Raw genomic sequence first — 25426 nt, 5'->3', positions numbered from 1 at the left:
GTGCTGCTGTTCTCCCATAGGCGAAGATTGGATCCACAGCTAATCTACAACTCATGGACGTCGCGCAGGAAGCGCAAAGCAACAACACGGACACGTAGGATTCTGCCAGGGTGGCGGAGTGAAATGGATGTCAGGGAAACAGTCTGCAAAGCCCCGCTTCGGCGGGGTTTTCTTTTGCCTGAAGAAAAGTATCAGGCCAGCGGATCCAGTGGCGGCGCGGCTTTCAGCGGTTTGTCTTCACGCTGAATCACTTCTTCCAGCAATGTGCGCAGTAACGCCAAAGACGCCTGCTGGCGTTGCACATCGCGGCACACCAGCCCAACCTTCAGCGGCACCCGTGGTTCGCTCAACGGCTTCCACAACAGATCCTCATCGTCGTATTCCTTCTGTGAACGCCCGGGCAGCACCGTCGCCAGTTTGGTGTGCGGCAGACTGTCGAGAATCCCCAGCATATTGTTCAGCTCGGCCTGTACTTGCGGGCGCCTACCCAGGCTGGTCAACTGAGCCTGCCAGATCTGCCGGATCTGAAACTCTTCGCCCAGCAGCAACATCGGCAATTCCGCTGCCTGCCGCATCGAGACCTTCTTGAATTCACGTAGTGGATGATCCGCCGGGATGACCAGCGTCAGTTCGTCCTCGTACAGCATCACGCCATGCAGCCCCGGTTGGCGCGGCGGCAGGTAGCTGATGCCGATGTCCAGTGAGCCGTTGAGCAAACGGCGCTCGATCTCCAGCCCCGTCAGTTCATAGATCTGCACCACAAGATGCGGCTGCGCCTTGCGCACCCGTTCGAGCATTTGCGGCACAAGGCTGGTGTGCACGGTTTGCAGTACGCCGATCGCCAGCGTGCGCAAGGCCTGCCCCTTGAAGTTGCCCAGCGCTTCCCGCGCCCGCTGCAAACCGTCGAGCAGCGGCACGGCGTGGTTGTACAGCGTGTGCGCGGCAAGGGTCGGCAACAGGCGTTTGCTGCTGCGTTCGAACAGCGTGACGTCGAGGTTCTGTTCGAGCTGGCGAATCTGCTGCGACAGCGCCGGTTGCGAAATCGACAGGCGTTCGGCGGCCCGACCGACATGGCCCTCTTCGTAGACCGCGACGAAATAACGCAGTTGTTTGAAATCCATAAGTAATACTTATCGAAAATGCTGGTAAATCGAAATGGCCCGAAGCCGTCAGTGAGCCTAGTCTAACCGCAATCACAAGGCTTACAGGGCCAGAGAGCGCGATGAATAGCGTTTGCTTCGACAATGTTTGCATAGGCGGTGCAAAAAACCTCAAGCGAGGTTTTTTGCAATGAATCTGTTCAGTCTGCGGCGTCAGGCGCCGAGTCTCGATGACCTCGCTTTCGAGGCCGGTCCACCCCAGGCAGGCGATAGCCTGAATGCCGAGCGACTGATGCCCAGCGTCGAGCGACCGGCGCAGGTCTTCGTGCGTGGCCAGGGATCCTGGTTGTGGGACAGCAACGACCGCGCTTATCTCGACTTCTCCCAGGCCGGCGGCGCCAACAGCCTCGGCCACAGCCCTTCGGCGCTGGTCAAAGCCATCGCCAGTCAGGCCCAGGCGCTGATCAATCCCGGTTTCAATCTGCACAACCGCGGCATGCTCAGCCTTGCCGAACGCCTGTGCGCCAGCACCTCCAGCGATCAGGCTTACCTGCTCAACAGCGGCAGCGAGGCCTGTGAGGCAGCGATCAAACTGGCGCGCAAATGGGGCCAACTGCATCGTGGCGGCGCCTCGCGGATCATTGTTGCGAAGCAGGGTTGCCATGGCCGCAGCCTGGCAACGATTTCCGCGTCGGACAGTTGCAACCTGCACAACCGCTTCGCACCGTTGCTGCCGGGTTTCGATCTGGTGCCGTTCAACGATTTGCCGGCGCTGCATGCGGCTGTCGATGCGCAAACCGTGGCGATCATGCTCGAACCGATCCAGAGCGATGCCGGGGTGATTCCGGCCACCGAGCATTACCTCAAAGGCGTCGAGCGTCTGTGCCGAGAATTGGGCATTTTGCTGATCCTCGACGAAGTGCAGACCGGCATCGGGCGCTGCGGCACATTGCTCGCTGAACAGTCCTACGGCGTGCGCGCCGATATCGTTGTGCTCGGCAAAGGCCTCGGCGGTGGTGTTCCTCTGGCGGCGTTATTGGCCCGTGGCAAGGCCTGCTGTTTTGACGCCGGTGAACTGGGCGGCACTCATCACGGCAATGCGCTGATGACAGCGGCCGGTCTGGTGGTGCTTGATAGCGTGCAGGATCGGGTATTTCTCGAGCAGGTCAAAGACCTCGGCCAGCACCTGCGCGAAGGTCTAGCTCGATTGGCGCACCGCTACGGGCATGGCGAACTGCGTGGTCAAGGCCTGTTCTGGGGACTGAGCCTGTCAGAGGATTCCGCTGATGCCGTAGTCAATGCCGCCTTGCACGAAGGCCTGCTGCTCAACGCGCCGCAAGCCAACTGCCTGCGTTTCACCCCGGCACTCAGCGTCAGCAAGGCCAACATCGACGAAATGCTCCTTCGCCTGGCCCGCGCCTTCTCGCGAGTGCGTACCGCGCAACTGCAATGCCGCAAAGGGATTGCCGTCTGAGCTGAAGTTTCCTACCCGATTTGAAGAACCGTCTCGCGGTATAACGCACGCCCCACGCCTGATTCTTTTGGCGTGGGGCGTTTTTTTGTGCCCGATGGTGGCGATCAAATGGCGTTTGCACTGAACCCTGAAGAACGGCGCAGGTCGATTAGCTTGTATGGCTCATGTGAGCCAACCCCCATTCAGGAGCTGACCCATGGACTTCATTCGTATCATCATCGCTATTCTGTTGCCGCCACTGGGTGTGTTTCTGCAGGTCGGGTTCGGCGGGGCGTTCTGGCTGAACATTCTGCTGACGCTGTGCGGCTATATCCCGGGGATCGTGCATGCGGTGTATATCATCGCCAAGCGCTGAGTTCAGCGGCACCAGATAGATAGCTTTCGCGAGCAGGCTCGCTCCCACAGGGGATTTGTGTTGTGAACACGGTCAACTGTAGGAGTGAGCCTGCTCGCGATAGGGGCACCGCTATTTTGAAATGTAAATGCGGCGCTTAGTCCGCCAACCCCATCACCCGCCGATAAAACTTCCACTCCTGTTCCAGCGCATGCGCCTGGTTCACCGCCCGGCGGAAGCCATGGCGTTCCTCGGCGTAGTAATGCGCCTCGACCGGGATGCCGTTTTGCTCCAGCGCCGCGACCATGTCGCGGGTCTGTTGCGGCACCACCACCGCATCCAGTTCACCCTGGAAGAAAATCACCGGCACACGGATGTTGCTCGCATGCAGTAGCGGCGTGCGGGCGGCGTAGCGCTCGGCATCCTGTCCGGGATCGCCGATCAGCCAGTCGAGATAATCACCTTCAAACTTGTGGGTCGCCCGGGCGAGTGCCACCGGGTCGCTGACGCCATAGAGGCTGGCGCCCGCGCGGAACACCTGCTGAAACGCCAACGCGCATAACGTGGTGTAACCCCCGGCGCTGCCGCCGCGGATAAACGCGCGCTCGCCGTCGATCAGACCTTGCTCGGCCAGATATGCCACCACTGCGCAGGCGTCCTCGACATCCACCTCACCCCAACTCAGATGCAACGCCTGACGGTATTCGCGGCCATAACCGCTGCTGCCGCGATAGTTGAGATCGGCGACGGCGAAGCCGCGTTGCGTCCAGTACTGAATGCGCGGGTCGAGCATCGGGTAGCAGGCCGAGGTCGGACCGCCGTGGATGAACACCACCAGTGGCGGTCGCACTTCATCGTTCATCGCCGGATAAAAGAAGCCGTGAGCCTCACCGCTGCCGCTCGAGTAGCGCAAGGTCTGCGGACGGCTGATGCACTCCGCCGGCAAAGGCGCCACACCGCCAGCCAGCACATTCACTTCGCGGGTAGCGCGATCAATGGCGATCACCGCAGAAGGGCTGATCGGCGAAGCGGCGATGCAATAGATAAATTGCTGATCCAGCGCCAGATGGCGGAAGCGGCTGTAGTCGCCGGTGAAATCTTCACCGTCGAGCGCCAGGCGACCAAAACCGCCTTCGCTCCAGCTCGCCAGAAACGAATCGCCCACCGGCAACCAGGTGCAGCCCCCCATTTGCCACGGGGCGGGCGCATGATCGGCCTCGGCGCAGGGCAGTCGCTGCAAACCGTCGGACGTTTCGCCCCACGGCTGCCAGAAACCGCCGCGATCAGTCAGGCACAACAAGCGTCCTTTCGCGTCGAACCGCGGTTGCTGGATCGACTCTTCAAGGTCAGCCCCCGCCACGCAACGCGGTGCGCCAAAACCACCCTCAGCCAGACGCTCGGCCACCATCAATCGCGTGGAGGTCCACGGCTGATGCGGCCGACTCCACTCGATCCACGCCAATCGCGAACCGTCCGGGCTGATCACCGGTGCTGCATAAAAATCCGCACCTTCAGCCAGCAAATGCCGGGTGCCGTCGGCCAGATCAATCGCTACCAGCCGATGCTGGTCGCGCAGTTCCTCGACCGCCAGCACTTGGCCGAACGCAAAATGCAGATCGCCATAACGACACTCGCCAGAAGTCAGCACCTCGGGCGCGCCATCCAGCGCCTGCCGATACAACTGCTGATCCGCCTCATTGACGAAAACCACTCCACTTGGCGTCAGACAAAACGCACCACCGCCATATTCGTACACCCGGCTGCGCACACTGAAGCCATTCGGCGTCAGACATTTCGCCGCGCCGTCTCGCCAGTGCCAGATCCGGCACGCAGCATCTTCGGGGCGATATTCATTCCAGAACAAACCCTGGGCACCGAGTTGCAGTTCGGCGAAGTCCATTCCGGCGGCGACAGCCTGGGCGGCGCTGAAAGGCTCAGCCCTTGGCGATGAGGCGTGAGTTTCGTTCATTACGGAAGGCCAGTTGTTCGATGGTCTGGGTGGCGGTCTCGGCTGCTTCGCGGGCCTTGAGAATCACGCCGTGATGGTCGGACTTGCTGCACACCGGGTCGGCATTGCTCGCGTCCCCCGTGAGCATGAACGCCTGACAGCGGCAGCCGCCGAAGTCCTGTTCCTTCTCGTCGCAGGAGCGGCATGGCTCGGGCATCCAGTCGTAACCGCGAAAGCGGTTGAAGCCGAACGAGTCGTACCAGATATGCTGCATGCTGTGGTCGCGCACGTTGGGAAATTGTACCGGCAGCTGTCGGGCGCCATGACAGGGCAGGGCAGTGCCGTCCGGGGTAACCGTCAGAAAGATGCTGCCCCAGCCGTTCATGCAGGCTTTCGGGCGTTCTTCGTAGTAGTCCGGGGTGACGAAAATCAGCTTGCACGGATGCCCTTCGGCTTCCAGTTTGGCGCGGTATTCGTTGGTGATGCGTTCGGCGCGCACCAGTTGCTCTTTGGTCGGCAACAGGCCGACACGGTTGAGCTGTGCCCAGCCGTAGAACTGGCAGGTGGCGAGTTCGACGAAGTCCGCTTCGAGCGCAATACACAGCTCGATGATGCGGTCGATCTTGTCGATGTTGTGCCGATGGGTGACGAAGTTCAGCACCATCGGATAGCCGTGGGCCTTCACCGCCCGAGCCATTTCCAGCTTCTGCGCGAAGGCCTTTTTCGAGCCGGCGAGCAGGTTGTTTACCTGTTCGTCACTGGCCTGGAAACTGATCTGGATGTGATCAAGCCCAGCCTTTTTGAAGTCGCTGATTTTCTGCTCGGTCAGGCCGATGCCGGAAGTGATCAGGTTGGTGTAGAAACCCAACTGCCGCGCTTCACGGATCAGTTCGGCGAGGTCCTGGCGCACCAGCGGTTCGCCACCGGAAAAGCCCAGTTGCGCCGCGCCCATCTCCCGCGCTTCGCGGAAGACTTTGATCCACTGCTCGGTGCTCAGCTCTTTGCCCTGCTCGGCGAAATCCAGCGGATTGGAGCAGTACGGGCATTGCAGCGGGCAGCGGTAAGTCAGCTCGGCGAGCAGCCACAGCGGCAGGCCGACTTCAGGTTTAGGCGGTACTTGCACCGATGCCTCAGGCAAGTTCGATCCAGTGCTGCGCACGGGCAACCTCCATGAATTGCTCGATGTCTTCACCGAGCTCGGGCACGCCGGGGAACTGCTCGTCGAGTTTGGCGATGATCGCCGCGACATCGCGTTCACCGTCGATCAAACCGCCGATCAGCGCGGCGCTGTCGTTGAGCTTGATCATGCCCTCGGGGTAGAGCAGCACGTGACCTTTTTGCGCCGGTTCGTACTGGAAACGGTAGCCGGGACGCCAGGTCGGGATCTTGCTGCGATCAAAACTCATAGGGTGATTCCTTTGTGCCAGACCCGCTGCTCAGTGACACTGTGATACGGCGGGCGGTTCAGTTCGTAAGCCATGCTCATGGCATCGAGCATGCTCCAAAGAATGTCCAGTTTGAACTGGAGAATTTCCAGCATGCGCTCCTGACCCTCGCGGGTCTTGTAGTGCTCGAGCGTGATCGCCAGACCATGCTCGACATCGCGCCGCGCCTGACCGAGGCGAGTGCGGAAATATTCGTAACCGGTCGGGTCGATCCACGGGTAATGCTGCGGCCAGCTGTCGAGACGCGACTGGTGGATCTGCGGTGCGAACAGTTCGGTCAGCGAGCTGCTGGCGGCTTCCTGCCAACTGGCACGGCGGGCGAAGTTGACGTAGGCGTCGACGGCGAAACGCACGCCGGGCAGCACCAGTTCCTGGGAGCGCAGTTGATCCGGGTCGAGGCCGACCGCCTGACCGAGACGCAGCCAGGCTTCAATGCCGCCGTCTTCACCGGGAGCGCCGTCGTGGTCGAGCAGGCGTTGAATCCACTCCCGGCGAATCTCGCGATCCGGGCAGTTGGCGAGGATCGCCGCGTCTTTCAGGGGGATGTTCACCTGATAGTAGAAGCGGTTGGCAACCCAGCCCTGAATCTGCTCGCGGGTGGCACGGCCCTCGTACATCGCCACGTGATACGGGTGGTAGATGTGGTAGTAGGCGCCTTTGGCGCGCAGGGCGGCTTCGAATTCGCTGGGGGACAGCGGGGTGTCGGTCATTGCGGTTCTCCGGGGAACAACCGTTGGAATACTGGGTGTCTGTTCGGACGTCTTCGCGAGCAAGCTCGCTCCCACAGGGTTTGTGAACGCCACAGAATCCTGTGGGAGCTGGCTTGCCAGCGATGGGGCCATCCGCTACAGCACAATACTCATGCCGTCATAGGCCACTTCAACATTACGCCGCGCCAGCTCCGCGCGCTCCGGCGAATCTTCATCGAGAATCGGGTTGGTGTTGTTGATGTGGATAAGCACCTTGCGCTGCTCAGGCAATTGCTCCAGCACTTCGAGCATGCCGCCGGGGCCGTTCTGCGCCAGGTGGCCCATCTCGCGACCGGTGCGGGTGCCGACGCCACGGCGCTGCATTTCATCGTCATCCCACAGCGTTCCGTCCACCAGCAGGCAATCACTTCCGGCCATGATTTCCTGCAGCGGTGCGTCGACCTTGCCCAGCCCCGGTGCATAGAACAGTTTGCCGCCGGTGTTCATGTCTTCGACGATCAGGCCGATGTTGTCGCCCGGGTGCGGGTCGAAACGGTGCGGCGAATACGGTGGCGCGGCGCTGCGCAACGGCAGCGGGGTGAAGCGCAGGTTCGGGCAGGCAGCGACAGTGAAGCTCTGGTCGAGCTCGATGCGATTCCAGCTCAAACCGCCGTTCCAGTGGGTAAGCATCTTGAACAGCGGGAAACCGGTGCTCAAATCTTCGTGAACCATGTCCGTGCACCAGACCTGATGCGGGCAGCCTTCGCGCAGGCTGAGCAGGCCGGTGGTGTGGTCGATCTGGCTGTCCATCAGGATGATCGCGCTGATGCCGGTGTCGCGCAGTGCACGGCCCGGTTGCATCGGGGCGAAGCTCTGCAGTTGCGCGCGGATGTCCGGCGAAGCATTGCACAGCACCCAGTTCACGCCATCATCGGAAATTGCGATGGACGATTGGGTGCGGGCCTTGGCATTCAGGCTGCCGTCGCGAAAGCCTGCGCAATTGACGCAGTTGCAGTTCCACTGCGGAAATCCGCCACCGGCGGCCGAACCCAGAATCTGGACGAACATGAACGCTCCCATCTTTCAACGCTGAAAATAAAACGCCCCGGCGAGCCGAGGCGTTGCACTGCAAGTCTGCGTAGGCAGAACTCAGCGGCTGGCGAAGTACATGGTGACTTCGAAGCCGATACGCAGGTCGGTGTAAGCCGGTTTTGTCCAGGACATAGGGTGACTCCTCATTGGGTGGGTGGGATAGCGCTGTCCATAGTTATAGTCCACGGCAGCGCAGGGATGTTCCAAATAGTTAGGCTGCTATGTTACTCAAAATTTCAACGGTATTGCCCGTGAATCTTTGAGAAAGCTCCTTGCAGCCTGGGTAATGATCATTTTGTCGCTTGCCACGGCCCGCCGGGTGACGATTCGTTGGCCAGGCAGCGCCAGCCGCCCTTGGCGTTGAGCAAGCGCTGCGCTGCCTCCAGCAATGTTGAGCGTTTCAGTTGACCAATGGCTGTGTGCAGTTGCGCCAGATAATCCGACGAGTGGCCGGCGAGCTTGGCCTGCCACAGCAGCTCGGCGGCGTCCTTGTCGGACAGATGATTCTCAGCGAACTGATCTGCGAGTGACTGGCGTTGTTGGGTGAAACGCTCTTCATCGAGGTTTTCGATCAGCGCAGGAATGCCCTCGAGGAACTGCTGGACATGCCCAAGCAGTTCAACGGGCGCAGTATTTGGCGACTGCACACCAAACAGCAATCCGCTTTGGCCATGCATCTGCCGCAGGGCGCTGAACACGGCGTAGCCCAATTGCAATTCGACTCGCAGGCGTTGATAGAACGGTGTCTGACACAGCTGCGCGAGCAAGCGACAGGCGGCTTCGTCGGCGATCTCGCGACTGGCGCTCGGGCAGAACATTAGCAAAGCATGTTCGCTGGACGCGGTGTCGATGTGGCTCCACAGATGTTGCGTATTGATCGTCGGCGCTGCCGGCAATTGATTGTCCGGTGTGCCGGGGATGCGGCTCAGGGCCAGGCCCATGGCCGATTGCGTCTGTGTGTTGAGGCCAAGGGCCAGTCCGTCCCAGCGCGAAGTTGTCCACAGCTGTTTGACGTCGTGCGACTCGACGGCCGATGACAGACAATATTCAGGCAACGCCTTGAGCAACTGGCGGATCGGTATCAACGGTGTTTCTGCCTCTGCGCTCGCTGAATCGGCGTCAATTTGCGTCAGACATTTCAGCGCGTGCTCCAGGACACTGGGCATCGGCTCCTGCAAGCCCGTCAGTTTCAGCAGCCACTGAGTGCCGGTGGCACTGAACGCCAACTCGACGCCGGCCTGCCGCGCGTCTTCCTGCGTTTCCCGCAGACTGCGTCGCAGCTTGCCTTGCAGATCTGTGCCGGCCGCCGCCTGCGTTTGCCAACGCAAGTAAATCGCGCCGTGGTCGCTATGATCCGGCAACGCCTGGCTGAACTGCATCGGCGAACGCTCACGCCGACCGCGCGAGCGATCCTGAGCGAAAGTCCGCAAGCCACGATGGGCGCTGGTCTGGCCGCGAATCAGGCCGGCGTTGGCCAGAGGCTCGTTGGAGCCTAGAAAAGGATTGGCGGCAGGCAGGTGCCAATGGTCGCTGAAGTTATCCACAACGCCGATGTCGCGCAGGATCTGTTTGAGCGCAACCACGCCGTTTTCCGACAGACCGTTTTCGTGTTGTTCACTGTCGAGCCGCGCCAGTTGCAGGGCGCCGCTGATTTGCTGCTGACGCTCAAGCAGCTTGGTGTATTCCTTGCGCAACGCTGCCCAGTCCTGTTGCGCGGCAAAGAAGCTCAACCAGTCCAGAAACTGTTCACGAATGACGCTGAAGGATTCGGCGGGGGCGGTGAATTGCAGATGCAGCAGCGCTTGCCCGGCGAACTGATACAGCGGCACGGCTTTCAAACCGTCCGCGAGGCGTTGTTGCTGCAAATGGGCGAGCAGCCCGCCGGGCTTGGCGCTGTTCAGCCAATGGCAGAGAAACGCCAGCGCTTCGGCGGACGAGTCGGGCAGCGCTTCGAAAGCGAACAACAGATTGCCGCTTCGCTCGCCGACCTGTTGATAACTTTTTACCGCCAATGGCAGCGGCGCTGCTTGCTCGACCTTATCCCCAACAGGCAGCACGGCGGCGAACTGCTGCGCCAGTACGCGCAATTCCTCGATGCTCTGCGGCCCGACCAGGCTCAGCGTCATTTGTCCGGTGCGATAAAACTGCCGGTGGAAATCTTTCAGCGCCTGTTGAAACGCTGGTAACTCAACTTTCAGGCTGTCGCGATTTCCCGCATGAAACCCGCGCAGCGGATGTGTGGCCGGCAATCCCTCGTACAGCGCCAGTTCCTGCTGAGCCGTGGGATCTTGCGACCACGCGACAAATTCTGCGTCCAGCACTTCGCGTTCGCGCAACTGATCGTGCGGATTCATACGCGGCTGGGCGAGCATGTCTGACAGGCGCTCGAGCCCGGCACTGAAGGCCGAGGTCGGCAGTTCGAAGAAAAAGTCGGTGGTGCGTTCACGGGTACTGGCATTCACTTGGCCACCGTGACTTTGCACGTAGGCCATCAGCGCCTGACTCGCAGGAAAACGCTCAGTGCCGAGAAACAGCAAATGCTCAAGAAAATGCGCCAGCCCCGGCCACTCCAGTGGCACATCATGGCTACCGGCCGCCACCCGCAACGCAGCGGCGCTGCGCTTCAAGCCGGGCACCTGACGCAGGGTCACGCGCAAGCCGTTTGGCAGGGTTTCAGTGTGGGGGCGGGGGTGAGTCGGCGCAGGCATGGGCACTTCCAGAACAGTGAAGTGCCAATGCTAGCGGATTGGGTGGGGTCAGCGCTTGTTCAACGCATGGTAAAGCTCGGGACGACGGTCGTTGAGGTAGCGATTGGCGGCGCGGGAATCGGCCATCAACTGTCGATCCAGCTCACCGACGATCAACGCTTCATCAAGTCCGGCCTGGGCGATACGGCTGCCGTCCGGCGCGGCGATGCTGCTTTGTCCGCAATAGTGGATCTCGCCTTCCTGCCCGCAATAATTGGCGTACGCCACGTAACACTGGTTTTCGAAGGCACGGGAACGCACGGTAACGTCAGCGACGAAATCGAACGGAATCATGTTTGCCGTCGGCACCAGAATCAGCTCGGCACCGGCCAAGGCCAGACGTCGCGCGTTCTCCGGAAACTCCAGGTCGTAGCAGATCAGAAAGCCGAGCTTCCAGCCGTTGAGTTCAACCACCGGAAAATCATCTTCGCCGGGGCTGAACATCGATCGATCGAGATCGCCGAACAGATGGGTCTTGCGGTAATTGCACAGGCGCTCGCCGTGCGCGTCGATCAACTGCACGGCGTTGTAGATCTGCCCGTCGGCCGTGCGCTCGGGGTATCCGTAAGCGATCGCCAGCCCGGCGGCTTTGGCGATTCGACCGATCTGTTGCGCCCATTCACCGTTGTAGACCTCGGCCAGCGTACTGACTGCCTCGGCGCCGATGTTGTAGCCGGTCAGGAACATCTCCGGCAGCACCAGCAGGTCCGCACCCTTGGCCTCCATCGCCAGTTGCTGCAGGCGATGCAAATTGGCGGCGGGTTCCAGGGGCAGCGGTGGACATTGGTAAAGGGCTACACGCATCGGGGATTCCTCTTACTCGGGCAGGGCGATAGGGCCGATGTCTTTGAACACATCACCCGGGCCCGGGTTCTCTTTATGTGTCGAACCGCCGAAGTGTTTCATGATGCCCCACACCGCGTTGAGTGAAGTTTGCACCGCGCCTTCGACCCACGCCGGGGTCCACGACACGTCGTCACCGGCGATGAAAATCCCCCGCTGCTCCGCCGGCATGTCGTCCTGCATGAAGTGCGCGTACATGCGCTGGTTGTAGCGATAGTGGCCGGGCAGGGCGCCTTTGAATGCGCCGAGGAAGTACGGGTCGGCTTCCCACGACACGGTGATCGGATCGCCGATGATCCGCGCGGCGATATCGACTTTCGGGTAGATCTTCTTCAGCGCGTTCAACGCCAGCTCTACGCGTTTTTCCACCGGGTGCGGCAGCATCTTCAGCGCGTCGCTCATCCACGAGTAGGACAGGCAGATCACCCCCGGCTTGTCGTCACCGTTGTCGAACAGATAGGTGCCGCGGGTCAGGCGATCGGTGAGGGTCATGCTCATCAGGTCGCGGCCGGTTTCTGGATCCTTGTCCTTCCAGAATGGCCGGTCGACCATCACGAAGGTCTTCGACGATTGCATGTAGCGCGTGCGGTCCAGCGCCATCCACATCTTCTGCGAGAACAGGGTTTCGTCGCATTCGATCTGGGTGGTCAGCAGCCAGCTCTGACAGGTGGTCAGCACGGCAGCGTATTCGCGGGTGTCGCCGTTGTTGTCGGTGACGGCAAAGCGGCCATCCGGGGCGTGAGCGATTTTCTTCACGCCGGAACGTGGCGCGCCACGGTGCAGGGATTTCAGGCTGGTGCCTTCCGGCCAGTGCACGCAGCGCTCCGGCACATGCCGCCAGATGCCTTGCGGCACTTGTTCCACACCGCCAACCACCAGATGCTGGTGATCGTCGCAGTTGGTCATCACCACGCGGAAGATTTCCAGCATCGAATTGGGGAAGTCCGAGTCCCAGCCGCCGGTACCGAAGCCGACCTGACCGAACACTTCGCGGTGATGGAATGACAGTTTGGCGAAGGCTTTGGAAGTGGCCACGAAGTCGTAGAACGTGCGGTCGTCCCACAGCGGAACGAGTTTATTCCACAGTTCTTTGAGGCGTGGTACGTCGCGCTCACGGATCGCTTGCTGGATATCAGCGAACTGCGAGCCAGCCTCCAGTGCATCCGCCCAGGCGTCAGCCACTTCCTGGAACAGTGCAGGAAGATCCTTCAGGCTTTGTGCGTAATGGGTTTTGCCTTCGAGATCGATCACTGTGCTGCCGGAGGCCGGTGTCAGCGGGTTCGGGAAAGGTTTGGTCTCGAGACCGAGCTTGTCGACGTAGTGATAAAACGCAGTTGAGGACACCGGGAAACGCATGCCACCCAGTTCCGCGACGATGCCGTCGGTGCCGTTGAACGCTTGCGAACGCAGGCGGCCACCCAGTTTCGAGGCCTCGTACACCACCGGTTTCAAGCCGAGCTTCATCAGTTCGTAGGCGGCCACCAGACCCGCGATACCCGCGCCGACAATCGCCACTTCAGCGCCGTGATGGTGTTCAGGAATGCTGCCGAGACCGGCCGGGTGTTCGATCCAGTCGTCGAAGGCGAACGGAAAGTCCGGGCCGAAAATGGTGACGGGTTTCTTACCGTCTGCAGGATGGCGATTGTTCTTGTTCATGGCTGACCTTGCTGGCGACCCGACGCAGGATGCGCGTCTGAGTATAGGAAAAGATGCCAGCCATTCTAGGGAGCGTAGAACACGTTAATAAGACGCAAAGTGTCGTCGTTTTGCCAGTTAATTGATCAATATGACGATTAATGACTGCATTCCGACCAAATGTACGAGTGAGCCTGCTCGCGATGAGGCCATCAAGCTCACCAGCGCTCAAACCGGCTGCCCCCGATCAATCTTGCTGCTCAAAATGATCGAAGTCGTGGTCTTCTCAACCCCATCCACCCCGCCAATCTGATCCAGCAACTGATCCAGTTGCTCCGGCGAGTCGGTGCGCAACCACGCCACATAATCAAATTCGCCACTCACCGCGCACAACTGCTGCACCTGCGCCATCGCGCTCAACCGGCGCAATACCTCTTTGCCGGAACGCGGCTGCACCTTGATCCCGACATACGCCTGCAACCCGCCATCGACCACGCGCTGCCCCAAACGTACGCCATAACCGGTGATCACCTTGGCCTTTTCCAGACGCGCCAGTCGCGACGTCACTGTGGTGCGCGCAATGCCCAATTGGCGGGCAAGCATGGCCACGCTCTCGCGAGCGTTGATTTGCAGGGCGGCGATTAGCTGCCGGTCGATTTCATCGAGCACGGGCGGGCGGATGTCGGGCAAGGAAGGCTCCATAGGGCGCGGATCTTGGAGCGAGCATGTTACAGGCTCAACCGACGAGACGCTTGTGGGCGGTAATCGAATGATTGGCCAACGGGGCGCGAAGAGTGGACAGAAAAATCCGCGTAATTGCGCGGATTTTTATGCGTTGGATTGACCGTTATCTGGCCATTCTGCGTAAGGCTTGATCGATAAGTTCGATCTGGAAGCGGTATCGGAGATTTACGCGTTTGAGCAATACCGCTCCTATTGAAAGACCGAGTACCAAGGCAATGATCATCAATAAGGCGCTATCACCCCAGTTTCCGCTCACAGGTCCGGCCAACAAGGTCTTACTGATCCAGGGGAAACCGCCGAATTTTTCCGCGCAGACGTAGGCCGTTCCCAGCAGAGCAAGGGCTGCAGCTTTTTCTCCAAAAAACAGGGCGACACGCGCTTCTGCTCGATTGATTCTGAGTTCGAGCCAATACTTTGCATCTAGAAGTGCCACTTCCGAATGAGGTTCAAGTGAATCTACCAACGCATTCTCGTGTCTGACATCGGCAATCATGCTTTTCAAGGTGATGGTCTCCCATCGGAAAAGCGCGTAGACCAGTGCCGCCATGGGTGTAAGCAGTGACAGCAAAGTAGATATTGTCGAGAAGAACACAAGATAGAGAGCCAGATATTTGGCCTCTTCCGGCAACGGAGTCTGCGACGTATGCCAGTAGGCCATGCAGGCCGCGACGGCCATCCCGGCACCGCCGAGAATGAGACACCAATTGGCAAATTTCTCCGCATTCACTTCGAGTCTGCTACGCCGTGCAGATGCCTTCAGGGGTCTGCATGTACTCAAGTGTTCAAGAACTTTGATGGTATCGTCGATGTGTATTTCTGGAAGTTCCTTTTCCATTACGCTCATTGCATGCTCCGTTGCGATTTGATTTTACGTATGACCCGCAGGCACCACTCACATCCAGGTGGATGGGGTCGACTGAGTGGCTGACGAGACACAAAAACAAAAAAGGCCTATGCCATCAAGCATAAGCCTTTGTATGTTTGGTGGGCCCACACGGACTTGAACCGTGGACCAAAGGATTATGAGTCCTCTGCTCTAACCAACTGAGCTATAGGCCCTCAGTAGGCCGCGGATTATAGCGACGGTTTGGCGGCTGTGCTATCCGAATAATCCGATACGGTTACACGAAGAAACGTTGCGGCGAATTCTTCCGGGGGCAGCGGCAGGCTGACGATGTAGCCCTGGATCTGTTCGCAACCTTCGGCGGCGAGGAATTGTTGCTGGGCCTGGGTTTCGACGCCTTCGGCGATCACGGTGAATTGCATGCTCCGGCCCAGAGCGATGATCGCGCGGACAATCGCCGCGTCGTGCGGGTCATCGGGCAGTCCGCGAACAAAGGACTGGTCGATTTTGAGGATGTCCAGCGGCAGGCGTTTGAGGTAACTGAGCGAAGAATAACCGGTGCCGAAGTCGTCGATCGCCAGTTGTACGCCCAAGTGTTTGAGCTGGTGCAGCACCGCCAGTGCTTCTTCGGCCTGGCTCATGATGAAGTTTTCGGTAATTTCCAGTTGCAGTAAATCCGGCTGCAGACGGTTGTCCCTGAGCAGTTGTTCGATGCGCCCGAGCAGATTCGGCTGGCGCAGTTGCGCGCCGGCCAGGTTGACCGACAGCGGGCCAAGGCTGTCGTAGATCTGATTCCACTCGAACATCTGCCGACAGGCGGTTTCGAGCACCCAATCACCTATCTGCAGGATCATGCCGTTCTCTTCGGCCAGTGGAATGAAGTGCTCCGGCGGCACTTCCCCGAAGGTCGGGTGACGCCAGCGAATCAGTGCTTCGGCGCCGACCAGGCGATGGTCGTCGAGGCTGATTTTCGGTTGGTAGTAGAGGAACAACTCTTCGCGCTCGATGGCCCGGCGCAGTTCGTGCTCCAGTGCCACGCGCTCGCTGGCCTGGGCAGTGAGGTCGCGGGTGTAGCTTTCGACGCGGTTGCGGCCCTTGGCCTTGGAGCGGTACATCGCCGCGTCGGCGTTTTTCACCAAGGTGGCGACATCGCAGCCATCCCGTGGATAGAGGCTAGTGCCGATGCTGGCGCTGATGAAGAACTCGTGCTCACCGGCCTGAAACGGTGCGCCAAAGCAGTTGAGCAGTTTGAATGCGATGTTGTCGGCATCGCTGGCTTGTTGCAGACCCGGCAGCAGAATGATGAATTCATCACCGCCCAGTCGTGCGACGGTGTCGATATCACGCAGTTGTTCTTTCAAACGCACGGCAATGCCTTTGAGCAGCAGATCGCCAACCGGGTGGCCGAGGCTGTCGTTGATGTGTTTGAAGCGGTCGAGATCGAGGAACAGCACCGCGCCCTGACCACCGTTTTCCTGCTGACTGTTCAGCGCGGTGAGCAGGCGACTTTCAAACAGGGTGCGATTCGGCAGGCCGGTGAGCGGGTCATGGTGCGCCTGATAATCGAGCTTGGCCTGTGCGTGTTTGAGGCTGGAGATATCGGCGAACACCGCAACAAAGTGGGTGATGAACTTGTCGCGGTTGCGTACGGCGCTGATGGTCAGCCAGCTCGGATACAACTCGCCGTTCTTGCGCCGGTTGGAAATCTCGCCCTGCCAGTGTCCCTCAGCAGTCAACTGGTGCCACATTGCCGCGTAAAACGCGCTGTCATGCAGTCCCGAGGCGAGCAGGCGCGGGGTGTGGCCGAGGGCTTCGCTTTCGCTGTAGCCGGTGATTTCGGTGAACGCACGGTTCACCGCGCTGATGTGCTGCTGGGTGTCGGTGATCAACACGCCTTCGGCGGTGCTCTCGAATACGGTGGCCGCCTGCTGCAGTTTTTCCTGCATCAAATGGCGCTCGGTGATGTCCCGGGCAATGGTCAACATGCAATCTTCTTCGCCGATCGGCAGAGGACGGCTGGACACTTCGCACAGACGGATCTGCCCGTCGCTGCGGCGGATATGGCAGGTGAAATCGCGTACGAAGCCGTCGCGGTGCAGCAGGTCGAGCATCTGCTTGCGTTCGTTGAGATTGACCCAGATCCCCAGATCCAGCGCCGAGCGATCCACCGACATCGCGCTGTTGAACCCGGTGATGCGACTGAAACCCTCGTTGACCTCCAACAGCAAGCCATCGCTCTGACGCGACAGCAGCAAGCCGTCCGGCGAGGCGTGAAAGGCCTTGGCGAACTTCTCTTCGGAGGTTTGCAGTTGCTGCTGGGTTTCCTTGAGCTGGGTGATGTCGCGCACGACCACCACCAGCGCCGGAGTGGTGTCGAGGTCGAAGGGCTCGGCGGAGATCAGACCGGTGAACACCTGGCCATTGTTGCGGCGAAAGGGCATCTCCAGGTTGCGGATACTGCCAGCCTGCAAGCGCTGTAACAGCCCGGGCCCGACCCCGGGGATGCCCCAGATGTTGAGTTCGGTGGCGGTCTGGCCGACGACGTCCTTGGCCTTGAGGCCGATCTGTTCTTCAAAGGCTTCGTTGACCTCCAGCAGACAGCCGTCGGACAACCGCGCGATCACGAGGATATCCGGGCATTGCTGGAACACCGACGCGAACTTCTGCTCCGAAAGCCGCAGCGCCTCCTCAGTGCGCTTGGTTTCGCTGATGTCGATCATCAGCCCGCGCATCACAGGCTCATGGCCATGTTCAATCAGACTGACAATGTCACGCACCCACAGGCAGCGCCCGTCAGCGGTGATCACCCGATAGTCGAGGGTGTGATCGCGTCCGTCGCGTACCGCCTCATCGCAAATGGCCTGGGCGCGGGTCAGGTCGGCGGGGTGAATGATGTTGCGCCAGAAGCCCGGAATCAGCCAGTGCGCCTGTGGATAACCGAGCAGATCTTCGGCATGGGGCGACACATAGCTGTAGGTGAAGTCGCTCATGCGCGCTTCCCAGGCGATGGCCGAAAGGCTCTCGACCAATCCGCGGTAATGATATTCGCTGCTGCGCAATTCCTGTTCTAGGTCGACGCGGCGGGCGATTTCCGAACTCAAGCGGCGATTGATGCGAATGACCACCGCCAGAATGCTGACCAGCAGCAACAGGCCAGGAAGGCCATAGATCAGAAGATCCGACCAGAATGTCCGATGGTCCAGAACATTACCGACCCAATGTTCCTGAATGCTGCTGATTTCCTCGGGGCTCATGTCCGCGAGGACTTTGTCCAGAATACCCACCAGCATTTTGTTGTCGCGGGGTACGCCCATTGCCAGCTGATAGCGATACGGGGTTTCGCCGCTCACGTATAAACCGTCGAGCTTGAGCTGGCGCAGACTCCAGACGCTGGAGGCAAGGTCGCCGACCACGGCGTCTACCTCATCGGTAGCCAGAGCCTGCAAGGCCGAGCTGACATTGGGCATGGCCACCAGATTCAGGTCGGGATGGTGGGTGCGCAGGAGTTCGTGGGGGGCGTAGTTCTCCACCACGGCGATCTTCAGACCGTACAGGTCCTCGATTTTGCGCGGCTGAGCGCCGCCGATGTGGGCGAGGATCACGATCGGGAAATCGAGGTAGGGGCGGGTAAACGACAGATAGCTCTGGCGCTCCGGCGTGGACATGATCCCTGGCAGCAGGTCGATCTTGCCGGTTTTCACCTGCGCCAGCACTTCGGTCCAGCTTGATGGCTCGACCGGATTGAGTTTGATCGACAGGCGCTGGCGGATCACGTCGATATAGTCGGCGGCCAGGCCTTGATAGCGATTCTGTTCATCGCGGAACTCGAACGGCGGCCACGATGCATCTACACCCAGGCGCAAGTCCGGGTGAGCCGCCAGCCAGCTACGTTCTTCATCGGTCAGAGTCAGCGCGTCAGCCGTTGCGGTCCAGATCATCAGTGACAGCAAGAAAAGCACGGGCGCCAGTCTGGGCATAACCGTCTCGTTATGGCACGGGATTCATTGTTTCGAGTGTAGACGGGGTATGCCGGGGAGGGGCGGTGCGAGGGATTTAATCTGCCGCATAAACAAAACCCCCGGCCTGGGCCGGGGGTTCTGGTATCACTCGTCGAGGAAGGAGCGCAGATGCTCGCTTCGCGTCGGGTGGCGCAGCTTGCGCAGCGCCTTGGCTTCGATCTGACGGATCCGCTCACGCGTTACGTCAAACTGTTTGCCCACTTCTTCGAGTGTGTGGTCGGTGTTCATGTCGATACCGAAGCGCATGCGCAGAACCTTGGCTTCACGGGCAGTGAGGCCGGACAGCACTTCGCGAGTCGCTTCTTTCAGGCTTTCAACGGTTGCAACATCGATTGGCGACTGCATGGTCGAGTCTTCGATGAAGTCACCCAGATGAGAGTCTTCGTCATCACCGATCGGGGTTTCCATGGAGATCGGCTCTTTAGCGATCTTCAATACCTTGCGGATCTTGTCCTCAGGCATTTCCATGCGTTCGCCCAGCTCTTCCGGGGTCGGTTCGCGACCCATTTCCTGCAGCATCTGGCGGGAAATGCGGTTGAGCTTGTTGATCGTCTCGATCATGTGCACCGGAATACGGATGGTGCGGGCCTGGTCGGCGATCGAGCGAGTGATCGCCTGACGGATCCACCAGGTGGCATAAGTCGAGAACTTGTAACCACGACGGTATTCGAACTTGTCCACCGCTTTCATCAGACCGATGTTGCCTTCCTGGATCAGATCGAGGAATTGCAGGCCGCGGTTGGTGTACTTCTTGGCGATCGAGATCACCAGACGCAAGTTGGCTTCAACCATCTCTTTCTTCGCGCGGCGGGCCTTGGCCTCACCGATCGACATGCGACGGTTGATGTCCTTGATTTCGGCGATGGTCAGGCCGGTCTCGGTTTCCAGCGCGATCAGTTTCTGCTGGCAACGGATGATGTCCGGCTGTACGCGACCAATGGCTTCGGCGTATTTGCTCTTGCCTTTGGCCAGGGCGTCGGACCAGCTTTCGTCGACTTCATTGCCCGGGAACTGACGCAGGAAATCGGCGCGAGGCATACGTGCATCACGTACACACAGCTGCATGATCGCGCGCTCTTGCTGACGCAGACGATCCAGGGCACTGCGAACACGCTCGACCAGGGCTTCGAATTGCTTCGGCACCAGTTTGATCGGCATGAACAGCTCGGCCAGGGCCAGCAACTCGGCAATCGCTGCCTTGTTGTGACGACCGTGCTTTTTCAGGGCCTTGCGGGTGATTTCCATCTGATCGGACACAGCGCCAAAACGCTGGGCCGCGATGACCGGATCCGGACCGCTTTCGGCTTCTTCTTCGTCATCCGAAGATTCGGCGTCATCGTCGTCGGTATCGTCGTCAGCCTTGGCGGCTTTCGCGTCGATCGGCGGCGGCACTTCGGCGGCCGGCGGCGCAATGCCGTCGTCCGGATCGATGTAACCGCTCAACACGTCGGACAGGCGACCACCCTCGGTGGTGACGCGAGTGTACTCGGAGAGAATGTGGTCAACCGTGCCAGGGAAGTGCGCGATCGCGCTCATCACTTCACGGATGCCTTCTTCGATACGTTTGGCGATTTCGATTTCGCCTTCACGAGTCAGAAGCTCGACCGTACCCATTTCACGCATGTACATGCGCACCGGGTCAGTGGTGCGACCGATATCGGTCTCCACCGCTGCCAACGCAGCGGCTGCTTCTTCCGCAGCGGCCTCGTCGGTATCGGCGTCGGCCAACATAAGGGCGTCCGCATCCGGAGCACTCTCGTGTACGGGGATCCCCATGTCGTTAATCATGCGGATGATGTCTTCCACCTGCTCCGGATCTGAAATATCCTCGGGCAGGTGGTCGTTGACCTCGGCGTAAGTCAGATACTTCTGCTCACGACCCAGTTTGATCAACTCAATAATACGAGACTGCTGTTGCGCTTTTCCGGACATAACACCCTATCCACTGAAGGTCTTGGCGGGCAAAAAACAAGCCGAGGATTATACCTGAGCTATGACCTCACGCGCCAGTTGAGGTCGGGTTTGATGCGGAAACATTGCGACTTAAAAGGTCGCGCAGTTGATTTTTCTCTTCGGCGCTCAGTTCGCTTTGACGCGCTTTCCTGAGCAACTGTTCCAGATTTCGCTCGCGTTGGCGGGCTGACAAGCTAGTAATGGTGTCGAAAAACTGTTGTTCAAGGTTTTCTCCGTCAATCAGCCACTCCTTTTCCGCCAGCGCTTTCAACAAGCGACCCTGTTCAGTGCCGTGCCATCGCGCGATCAACTGAAATGAGTTTAGCTTGGGATTCTTCTGTACGGCTTCGAGCAGCGCCACAAGCAACTGTGCGTTGGTCTGATTTTCGTCCGCAATGTGCCCGGCGTCCTCGACGCGCTCGGCCAGTTGCGGGTGATGCAGCAATGTTCGCAGCGCGGTCAGGGTCGGTGATTCGACGCCAATCGGCGTGCGCGGGCGTTGTTGATCGCGATCGCCGCCACGCTTGCCGTTCTTGTCCCAGGGTTTCTTGTCCCATTTCTTGCCGCCGGCGCCGGGTTTCTTCGGCGTCCACTCCTGCTGCGGCACATACATGTCTTGTGCCTGCGGCTGATGGTAGTCGCTGTAATCCGGCATTGCGTCGTAATCGATGCCCGGATCGTAGGCGGGCGGCGCTTCCTGCGGCGCGCTTTGCGCCAGCTGGCTGACGGTTTCGCTGCTCAGACCGGTAATTTCGGTCAAGCGCTGGCGCATCAGGATGCGCAGGTTGGCGCCCGGCACTTTGTCGATCAGCGGCGCGGCGAGGGTGGCCATATGGGCCTTGCCTTCGAGCGAGCGCGGATCGGCTTCCTCGGTCAGTTGCTGGAAGAAATAATCGGCCAGCGGTTGCGCATGTTGGTTGATGCGGGCCTTGAAGGCATCAGTGCCTTCGGCGCGAACCAGGGTGTCCGGGTCTTCGCCTTCGGGCAAAAACAGAAAGCGCGCGCGGCGCCCGTCCTGCAGGCACGGCAATGTTGCTTCCAGTGCGCGCCATGCGGCGTTGCGGCCGGCCTGGTCACCGTCGAAGCAGAACAAAACGTTCGGCACTACCCGAAACAGACGCTTGAGGTGTTCTTCGCTGGTTGCAGTGCCCAGGGTCGCGACGGCATTGCGCAAACCTTGCTGGGCGAGGGCGATGACGTCCATGTAACCCTCGACGACGATGATTTCGTCGAGGTTGCGGTTGTTCTTGCGTGCTTCATAGAGGCCGTAGAGTTCCTGGCCTTTATGAAAGACCGGGGTTTCCGGCGAGTTCAGGTATTTCGGCTTGTCGTCGCCGAGTACCCGGCCACCGAAAGCGATGATGCGGCCGCGGGTATCGCGGATCGGGAACATCACGCGATCGCGGAAGCGGTCATAGCGTTTGCCGGTTTCGGCGTTCTCGATCAGCAGTCCGGCGTCGATCATGGCCTTCTGCTGCAAAGTGTCGCTGCTCAAATGCTTGAACAAGTTGTCCCAGCCCGGCGGCGCGAAGCCGAGACCGAAGTCCCGGGCGATCTCGCCGGTCAGTCCGCGGCCCTTGAGATAATCCACCGCAGCCTTGCGCGCCGGATGACTCTTGAGCGCCTGGCGGTAGAAATCGGCGGCGGCGGTGAGCAGCGGGTACAGCGGCGAATCGGTTGGCTGCCGCGGTTTGTGCGGGCGGCCACTTTCTTCGCGGGGGATTTCCATGCCGGCGGCTTTGGCCAGGTCCTCAACCGCCTGGGGGAAATCCAGGTTGTCGTGGTCCATGAGAAAGCCGAGGGCGTTGCCACCGGCGCCGCAACCGAAGCAGTAATAGAACTGCTTGTCCGGGCTGACGCTGAACGATGGGGTTTTCTCTTTATGGAACGGGCAGCAGGCGGTGTAGTTCTTGCCGGCCTTTTTCAGTTGCACGCGCGAGCTGACCACGTCGACGATGTCGGTGCGGTTCAGGAGGTCGTCAATAAAGCTCTGGGGAATCAGCCCGGCCATGGCGTTCTCGTCTGCGCTGTAATGAGTCCGATGCGAAGGGCGGCCGGACGCAGGTCTTGAGTGAGGCGCACAAAATGGGCGGCTCGACCGGGTTCGGTTGCGTGATCGCTGTCGGGAAGTGTATCTGCCGAAAAACCACTGACGTTAGTACTCATCAGTTTTCGACTATTTGAAAGTGTTGCGCTGAATCCGCTGACGGCCGATAAATGGCCCCGGATAGCTCAATAAAACGGGCACGCATGCAGGTGCCTTGGGCTGATCGTCGTAAGAGGAATCAGTGGGTGTGCTCGTCAGTAGCCTTGAAAGGCTCGTCAGAAAAGACGTGCACCGCTGGCAAAAGAGCCAGGTCTGACGCGTGAAGCAGATTTGTCTCGGTCGCGTGTGCGGCTTCGACGGTGAAGCATCAAGCGTTTTACGCAAATGCCATTAGCCCGGCTGAGGGCCGGGCTTAGGCAAGAAGCTTGCTACGATCGTCTGTGTATTAGTACAGACGAACGGCGCGGCGCTGTTCGCGCTGAACTTTCTTGGCGTGACGCTTAACAGCGGCTGCTGCTTTGCGCTTACGCTCAGAAGTTGGCTTCTCGTAAAATTCGCGGCTACGAACTTCAGCCAGTACACCGGCTTTTTCGCAGGAGCGCTTGAAACGACGCAGAGCTACGTCGAAGGGTTCGTTCTCTTTAACTTTGACGGCTGGCATCCAGAGCTACCTTCATTCATTACCGGGGTCAACATCCTCGCGGCAAAAGAGCACTTGAAGACGTCGGTTTTTAAGGGTTGCGGATGTTAACCCCTCATCGCTCGGAATGCAAAGCCTCTGATCGAAAACCGCTAGTCGGGGCATCGCATGGCGACTATTATGCGCGCCTTCGAATTCAGCCTAAACAAGGCGCAAACCCATGCTAGTACTGGGATTAGAAACTTCCTGCGACGAAACCGGCGTCGCATTATACGACAGCGAACGCGGCCTGCTGGCCGACGCGCTGTTCAGTCAGATCGACCTGCACCGCGTCTATGGCGGCGTGGTGCCGGAGCTGGCCTCGCGTGACCATGTCAAACGCATGCTGCCCTTGATTCGTCAGGTGTTGGCCGAGGCTGACTGCGTGCCGACCGAGATTGATGCGATCGCCTACACCGCGGGCCCGGGCCTGGTCGGGGCGCTGCTGGTCGGTGCCTCGTGCGCTCAGGCGCTGGCATTTGCCTGGGGCATTCCGGCACTCGGTGTGCACCATATGGAAGGCCACTTGCTGGCGCCGATGCTGGAGCCAAAACCGCCGGAATTCCCGTTCGTCGCTTTGTTGGTTTCCGGGGGGCATACGCAGCTGGTTCAGGTCGATGGCATTGGCCAATACAGCCTGCTCGGCGAGACCCTCGACGATGCCGCCGGCGAAGCGTTCGACAAAACCGCGAAAATGATGGGCCTCAATTATCCGGGCGGGCCGGAAATCGCCAAGCTGGCCGAGAAGGGCGTCGCAGGGCGTTTCACCTTCCCGCGTCCGATGTGTGATCGCCCGGGTCTGGATTTCAGCTTCAGCGGTCTGAAAACCTTTGCCCTCAATACCTGGCAGCAATGCGTCAGCGCCGGGGACGACAGCGAGCAAGTCCGTTGCGACATCGCGCTGGCGTTCCAGCAGGCCGTGGTGGAGACTTTGACCATCAAGTGCAAGCGCGCCCTGAAACACGCGGGCATGAAGCGTCTGGTGATCGCTGGCGGCGTCAGCGCCAACAAGGCCTTGCGCGCTTCGCTGGAAAAGATGCTCGGCGACATGCAGGGCGATGTGTTCTACGCCCGCCCGGAGTTCTGCACAGACAATGGCGCGATGATCGCGTTTGCCGGTTGTCAGCGTTTGCAGGCTGGTCAGCAGGAAAGTCTGGCGATCAGCGTGCAGGCGCGCTGGCCGATGGAGCAGTTGTCGGCACTGTGATTGGCGGTGCGATTGGCGGTGTGGCTGAGCGGTATTTAAAAATGCCGTTCGCGCCCGGCAAACAGGTCGCGTAGATTGCCGCGGTGGCGCCAGACGATCAGCAATGTCAACGCGCTCATCGGCAGCAGCGCTTCCGGTTCTTGCCACGCGAGTAAGGGCAAGGTCAGGGGCGTGGCGATCAGCGCCGCCAGCGAGCTGGTACGGGTCAGGTAGAACGTCAGCAGCCAGGCGCACACCGCCAGCAGCGCGGCGGGTGGATACAGGCCCAGCAGCATGCCGGCAGCCGTGGCGACGCCTTTGCCGCCGCGAAAACGGAAATACAGCGGGAACAGGTGACCGATAACGGCGCACACGCCGATCCAGGCCTGATCCTGCAACGAAAGGCCAGCGGCCGCTGCGATCAGCACCGGTACCAGGCCTTTGCACAGATCACCGAGCAGGGTCAGGATCGCCAGTTTGCGACCGACCAGGCGCAGCATGTTGGTGGCGCCGGCATTACCCGAGCCACTCATTCGCGGATCCGGGTTTCCGGTCAGGCGGCTGAGCAAAATGGCGAAGGACAGAGAGCCGAGCAGGTAGGCGAGAGTCGCCAGTAACCAAAACATGCTAACTATTCCGGGCGAGGA

The 25426-nt window shown here is 60.0% G+C and carries 20 protein-coding genes and 1 tRNA gene; 3 read left to right on the top strand and 18 right to left on the bottom strand.

What is annotated here, in order from left to right; translation table 11 throughout:
* Positions 1-191: 191 nt before the first annotated feature.
* Positions 192-1121 (bottom strand): LysR family transcriptional regulator, encoded by a 930-nt coding sequence (locus J1G18_RS00335; protein ID WP_096796669.1) that lies wholly within the window; start codon positions 1119-1121, stop codon positions 192-194.
* A gap of 169 nt (positions 1122-1290) precedes the next feature.
* On the opposite strand from J1G18_RS00335, the gene J1G18_RS00330 reads away from it, so the two are divergent.
* Together J1G18_RS00330 and J1G18_RS00325 are read left to right on the top strand one after the other, a co-directional pair.
* Entirely contained in the window at positions 1291-2574 is a 1284-nt protein-coding gene (locus tag J1G18_RS00330) for an aspartate aminotransferase family protein (RefSeq protein WP_223006917.1), read from the top strand.
* Positions 2575-2770: 196 nt separating this feature from the next.
* Positions 2771-2929, top strand: coding sequence for a YqaE/Pmp3 family membrane protein (locus J1G18_RS00325; RefSeq protein ID WP_003228885.1), 159 nt, complete (start codon positions 2771-2773; stop codon positions 2927-2929).
* Positions 2930-3065: 136 nt separating this feature from the next.
* Here the strand turns inward: J1G18_RS00325 and J1G18_RS00320 are convergent, their stop codons facing one another.
* From J1G18_RS00320 to rpsU, 16 genes are all read right to left on the bottom strand, one after another.
* On the bottom strand, positions 3066-4877 hold the full coding sequence (locus J1G18_RS00320; RefSeq protein WP_223006916.1) for a S9 family peptidase: 1812 nt from the start codon (positions 4875-4877) through the stop codon (positions 3066-3068).
* Entirely contained in the window at positions 4843-6015 is a 1173-nt protein-coding gene (gene pqqE / locus J1G18_RS00315; protein WP_223006915.1) for a pyrroloquinoline quinone biosynthesis protein PqqE, read from the bottom strand. The genes J1G18_RS00320 and pqqE overlap by 35 nt, the downstream gene beginning before the upstream one ends.
* Complete coding sequence (gene pqqD / locus J1G18_RS00310) at positions 5987-6262, bottom strand: pyrroloquinoline quinone biosynthesis peptide chaperone PqqD (protein ID WP_003228880.1); 276 nt, start codon at positions 6260-6262, stop codon at positions 5987-5989. The genes pqqE and pqqD overlap by 29 nt, the downstream gene beginning before the upstream one ends.
* Entirely contained in the window at positions 6259-7011 is a 753-nt protein-coding gene (gene pqqC, locus J1G18_RS00305; RefSeq protein ID WP_223006914.1) for a pyrroloquinoline-quinone synthase PqqC, read from the bottom strand. Before pqqC ends, pqqD begins: the two co-directional genes overlap by 4 nt.
* Before the next feature lie 135 nt (positions 7012-7146).
* Positions 7147-8058 carry a pyrroloquinoline quinone biosynthesis protein PqqB gene (gene pqqB, locus J1G18_RS00300; protein WP_210556537.1) on the bottom strand — a complete coding sequence of 304 codons (912 nt, stop codon included), beginning with the start codon at positions 8056-8058 and terminating at the stop codon, positions 7147-7149.
* An 81-nt stretch (positions 8059-8139) separates the two neighbouring features.
* Positions 8140-8214 carry a pyrroloquinoline quinone precursor peptide PqqA gene (gene pqqA / locus J1G18_RS00295; RefSeq protein ID WP_003422658.1) on the bottom strand — a complete coding sequence of 25 codons (75 nt, stop codon included), beginning with the start codon at positions 8212-8214 and terminating at the stop codon, positions 8140-8142.
* A 158-nt stretch (positions 8215-8372) separates the two neighbouring features.
* On the bottom strand, positions 8373-10790 hold the full coding sequence (pqqF, locus tag J1G18_RS00290) for a pyrroloquinoline quinone biosynthesis protein PqqF (protein WP_223006913.1): 2418 nt from the start codon (positions 10788-10790) through the stop codon (positions 8373-8375).
* 48 nt (positions 10791-10838) lie between these two features.
* Positions 10839-11633 carry a carbon-nitrogen hydrolase family protein gene (locus J1G18_RS00285; protein ID WP_041070017.1) on the bottom strand — a complete coding sequence of 265 codons (795 nt, stop codon included), beginning with the start codon at positions 11631-11633 and terminating at the stop codon, positions 10839-10841.
* Positions 11634-11645: 12 nt separating this feature from the next.
* On the bottom strand, positions 11646-13328 hold the full coding sequence (locus J1G18_RS00280) for a flavin monoamine oxidase family protein (RefSeq protein ID WP_098965925.1): 1683 nt from the start codon (positions 13326-13328) through the stop codon (positions 11646-11648).
* A gap of 207 nt (positions 13329-13535) precedes the next feature.
* Positions 13536-13997 (bottom strand): Lrp/AsnC family transcriptional regulator, encoded by a 462-nt coding sequence (locus tag J1G18_RS00275; protein ID WP_025108603.1) that lies wholly within the window; start codon positions 13995-13997, stop codon positions 13536-13538.
* Positions 13998-14154: 157 nt separating this feature from the next.
* Entirely contained in the window at positions 14155-14895 is a 741-nt protein-coding gene (locus tag J1G18_RS00270) for a hypothetical protein (protein ID WP_134787475.1), read from the bottom strand.
* Between the two features lie 138 nt (positions 14896-15033).
* Positions 15034-15110 (bottom strand) — tRNA-Ile (locus tag J1G18_RS00265).
* Positions 15111-15125: 15 nt separating this feature from the next.
* Positions 15126-18872, bottom strand: coding sequence for a bifunctional diguanylate cyclase/phosphodiesterase (locus J1G18_RS00260; RefSeq protein ID WP_223006912.1), 3747 nt, complete (start codon positions 18870-18872; stop codon positions 15126-15128).
* Between the two features lie 126 nt (positions 18873-18998).
* Positions 18999-20846 (bottom strand): RNA polymerase sigma factor RpoD, encoded by a 1848-nt coding sequence (rpoD, locus tag J1G18_RS00255; protein WP_027610709.1) that lies wholly within the window; start codon positions 20844-20846, stop codon positions 18999-19001.
* A 67-nt stretch (positions 20847-20913) separates the two neighbouring features.
* Positions 20914-22878, bottom strand: a complete 1965-nt coding sequence (gene dnaG, locus J1G18_RS00250) for a DNA primase (protein WP_007966496.1) — start codon at positions 22876-22878, stop codon at positions 20914-20916.
* Between the two features lie 481 nt (positions 22879-23359).
* The gene (gene rpsU, locus J1G18_RS00245; protein WP_002551877.1) at positions 23360-23575 is read right to left on the bottom strand and encodes a 30S ribosomal protein S21; all 216 of its coding nucleotides are present in this window, start codon (positions 23573-23575) and stop codon (positions 23360-23362) included.
* A gap of 199 nt (positions 23576-23774) precedes the next feature.
* Between rpsU and tsaD the strand changes: the two genes are divergently transcribed.
* Positions 23775-24800, top strand: a complete 1026-nt coding sequence (gene tsaD / locus J1G18_RS00240; protein WP_210556546.1) for a tRNA (adenosine(37)-N6)-threonylcarbamoyltransferase complex transferase subunit TsaD — start codon at positions 23775-23777, stop codon at positions 24798-24800.
* Between the two features lie 35 nt (positions 24801-24835).
* On the opposite strand, the gene plsY is transcribed toward tsaD, so the two are convergent.
* Entirely contained in the window at positions 24836-25405 is a 570-nt protein-coding gene (gene plsY, locus J1G18_RS00235; protein ID WP_027610711.1) for a glycerol-3-phosphate 1-O-acyltransferase PlsY, read from the bottom strand.
* Between the last annotated feature and the right edge of the window lie 21 nt (positions 25406-25426).

It is taken from the genome of Pseudomonas sp. MIS38, assembly GCF_019891575.1.
GTDB classification, from domain to species: domain Bacteria; phylum Pseudomonadota; class Gammaproteobacteria; order Pseudomonadales; family Pseudomonadaceae; genus Aquipseudomonas; species Aquipseudomonas putida_A.
The sequence above is the reverse complement of the archived record's forward strand: the minus strand, read 5'-3'. Positions and strand labels throughout refer to the sequence as shown.

Bases quoted from the DNA above. Each gene is read 5' to 3' on its own strand.
- J1G18_RS00335 (WP_096796669.1), bottom strand. From the start codon at position 1,121: ATGGATTTCAAACAACTGCGTTATTTCGTCGCGGTCTACGAAGAGGGC.
- J1G18_RS00330 (WP_223006917.1), top strand. From the start codon at position 1,291: ATGAATCTGTTCAGTCTGCGGCGTCAGGCGCCGAGTCTCGATGACCTC.
- J1G18_RS00325 (WP_003228885.1), top strand. From the start codon at position 2,771: ATGGACTTCATTCGTATCATCATCGCTATTCTGTTGCCGCCACTGGGT.
- J1G18_RS00320 (WP_223006916.1), bottom strand. From the start codon at position 4,877: ATGAACGAAACTCACGCCTCATCGCCAAGGGCTGAGCCTTTCAGCGCC.
- pqqD (WP_003228880.1), bottom strand. From the start codon at position 6,262: ATGAGTTTTGATCGCAGCAAGATCCCGACCTGGCGTCCCGGCTACCGT.
- pqqC (WP_223006914.1), bottom strand. From the start codon at position 7,011: ATGACCGACACCCCGCTGTCCCCCAGCGAATTCGAAGCCGCCCTGCGC.
- pqqB (WP_210556537.1), bottom strand. From the start codon at position 8,058: ATGTTCGTCCAGATTCTGGGTTCGGCCGCCGGTGGCGGATTTCCGCAG.
- pqqF (WP_223006913.1), bottom strand. From the start codon at position 10,790: ATGCCTGCGCCGACTCACCCCCGCCCCCACACTGAAACCCTGCCAAAC.
- J1G18_RS00285 (WP_041070017.1), bottom strand. From the start codon at position 11,633: ATGCGTGTAGCCCTTTACCAATGTCCACCGCTGCCCCTGGAACCCGCC.
- J1G18_RS00280 (WP_098965925.1), bottom strand. From the start codon at position 13,328: ATGAACAAGAACAATCGCCATCCTGCAGACGGTAAGAAACCCGTCACC.
- J1G18_RS00270 (WP_134787475.1), bottom strand. From the start codon at position 14,895: ATGAGCGTAATGGAAAAGGAACTTCCAGAAATACACATCGACGATACC.
- J1G18_RS00260 (WP_223006912.1), bottom strand. From the start codon at position 18,872: ATGCCCAGACTGGCGCCCGTGCTTTTCTTGCTGTCACTGATGATCTGG.
- rpoD (WP_027610709.1), bottom strand. From the start codon at position 20,846: ATGTCCGGAAAAGCGCAACAGCAGTCTCGTATTATTGAGTTGATCAAA.
- dnaG (WP_007966496.1), bottom strand. From the start codon at position 22,878: ATGGCCGGGCTGATTCCCCAGAGCTTTATTGACGACCTCCTGAACCGC.
- rpsU (WP_002551877.1), bottom strand. From the start codon at position 23,575: ATGCCAGCCGTCAAAGTTAAAGAGAACGAACCCTTCGACGTAGCTCTG.
- tsaD (WP_210556546.1), top strand. From the start codon at position 23,775: ATGCTAGTACTGGGATTAGAAACTTCCTGCGACGAAACCGGCGTCGCA.
- plsY (WP_027610711.1), bottom strand. From the start codon at position 25,405: ATGTTTTGGTTACTGGCGACTCTCGCCTACCTGCTCGGCTCTCTGTCC.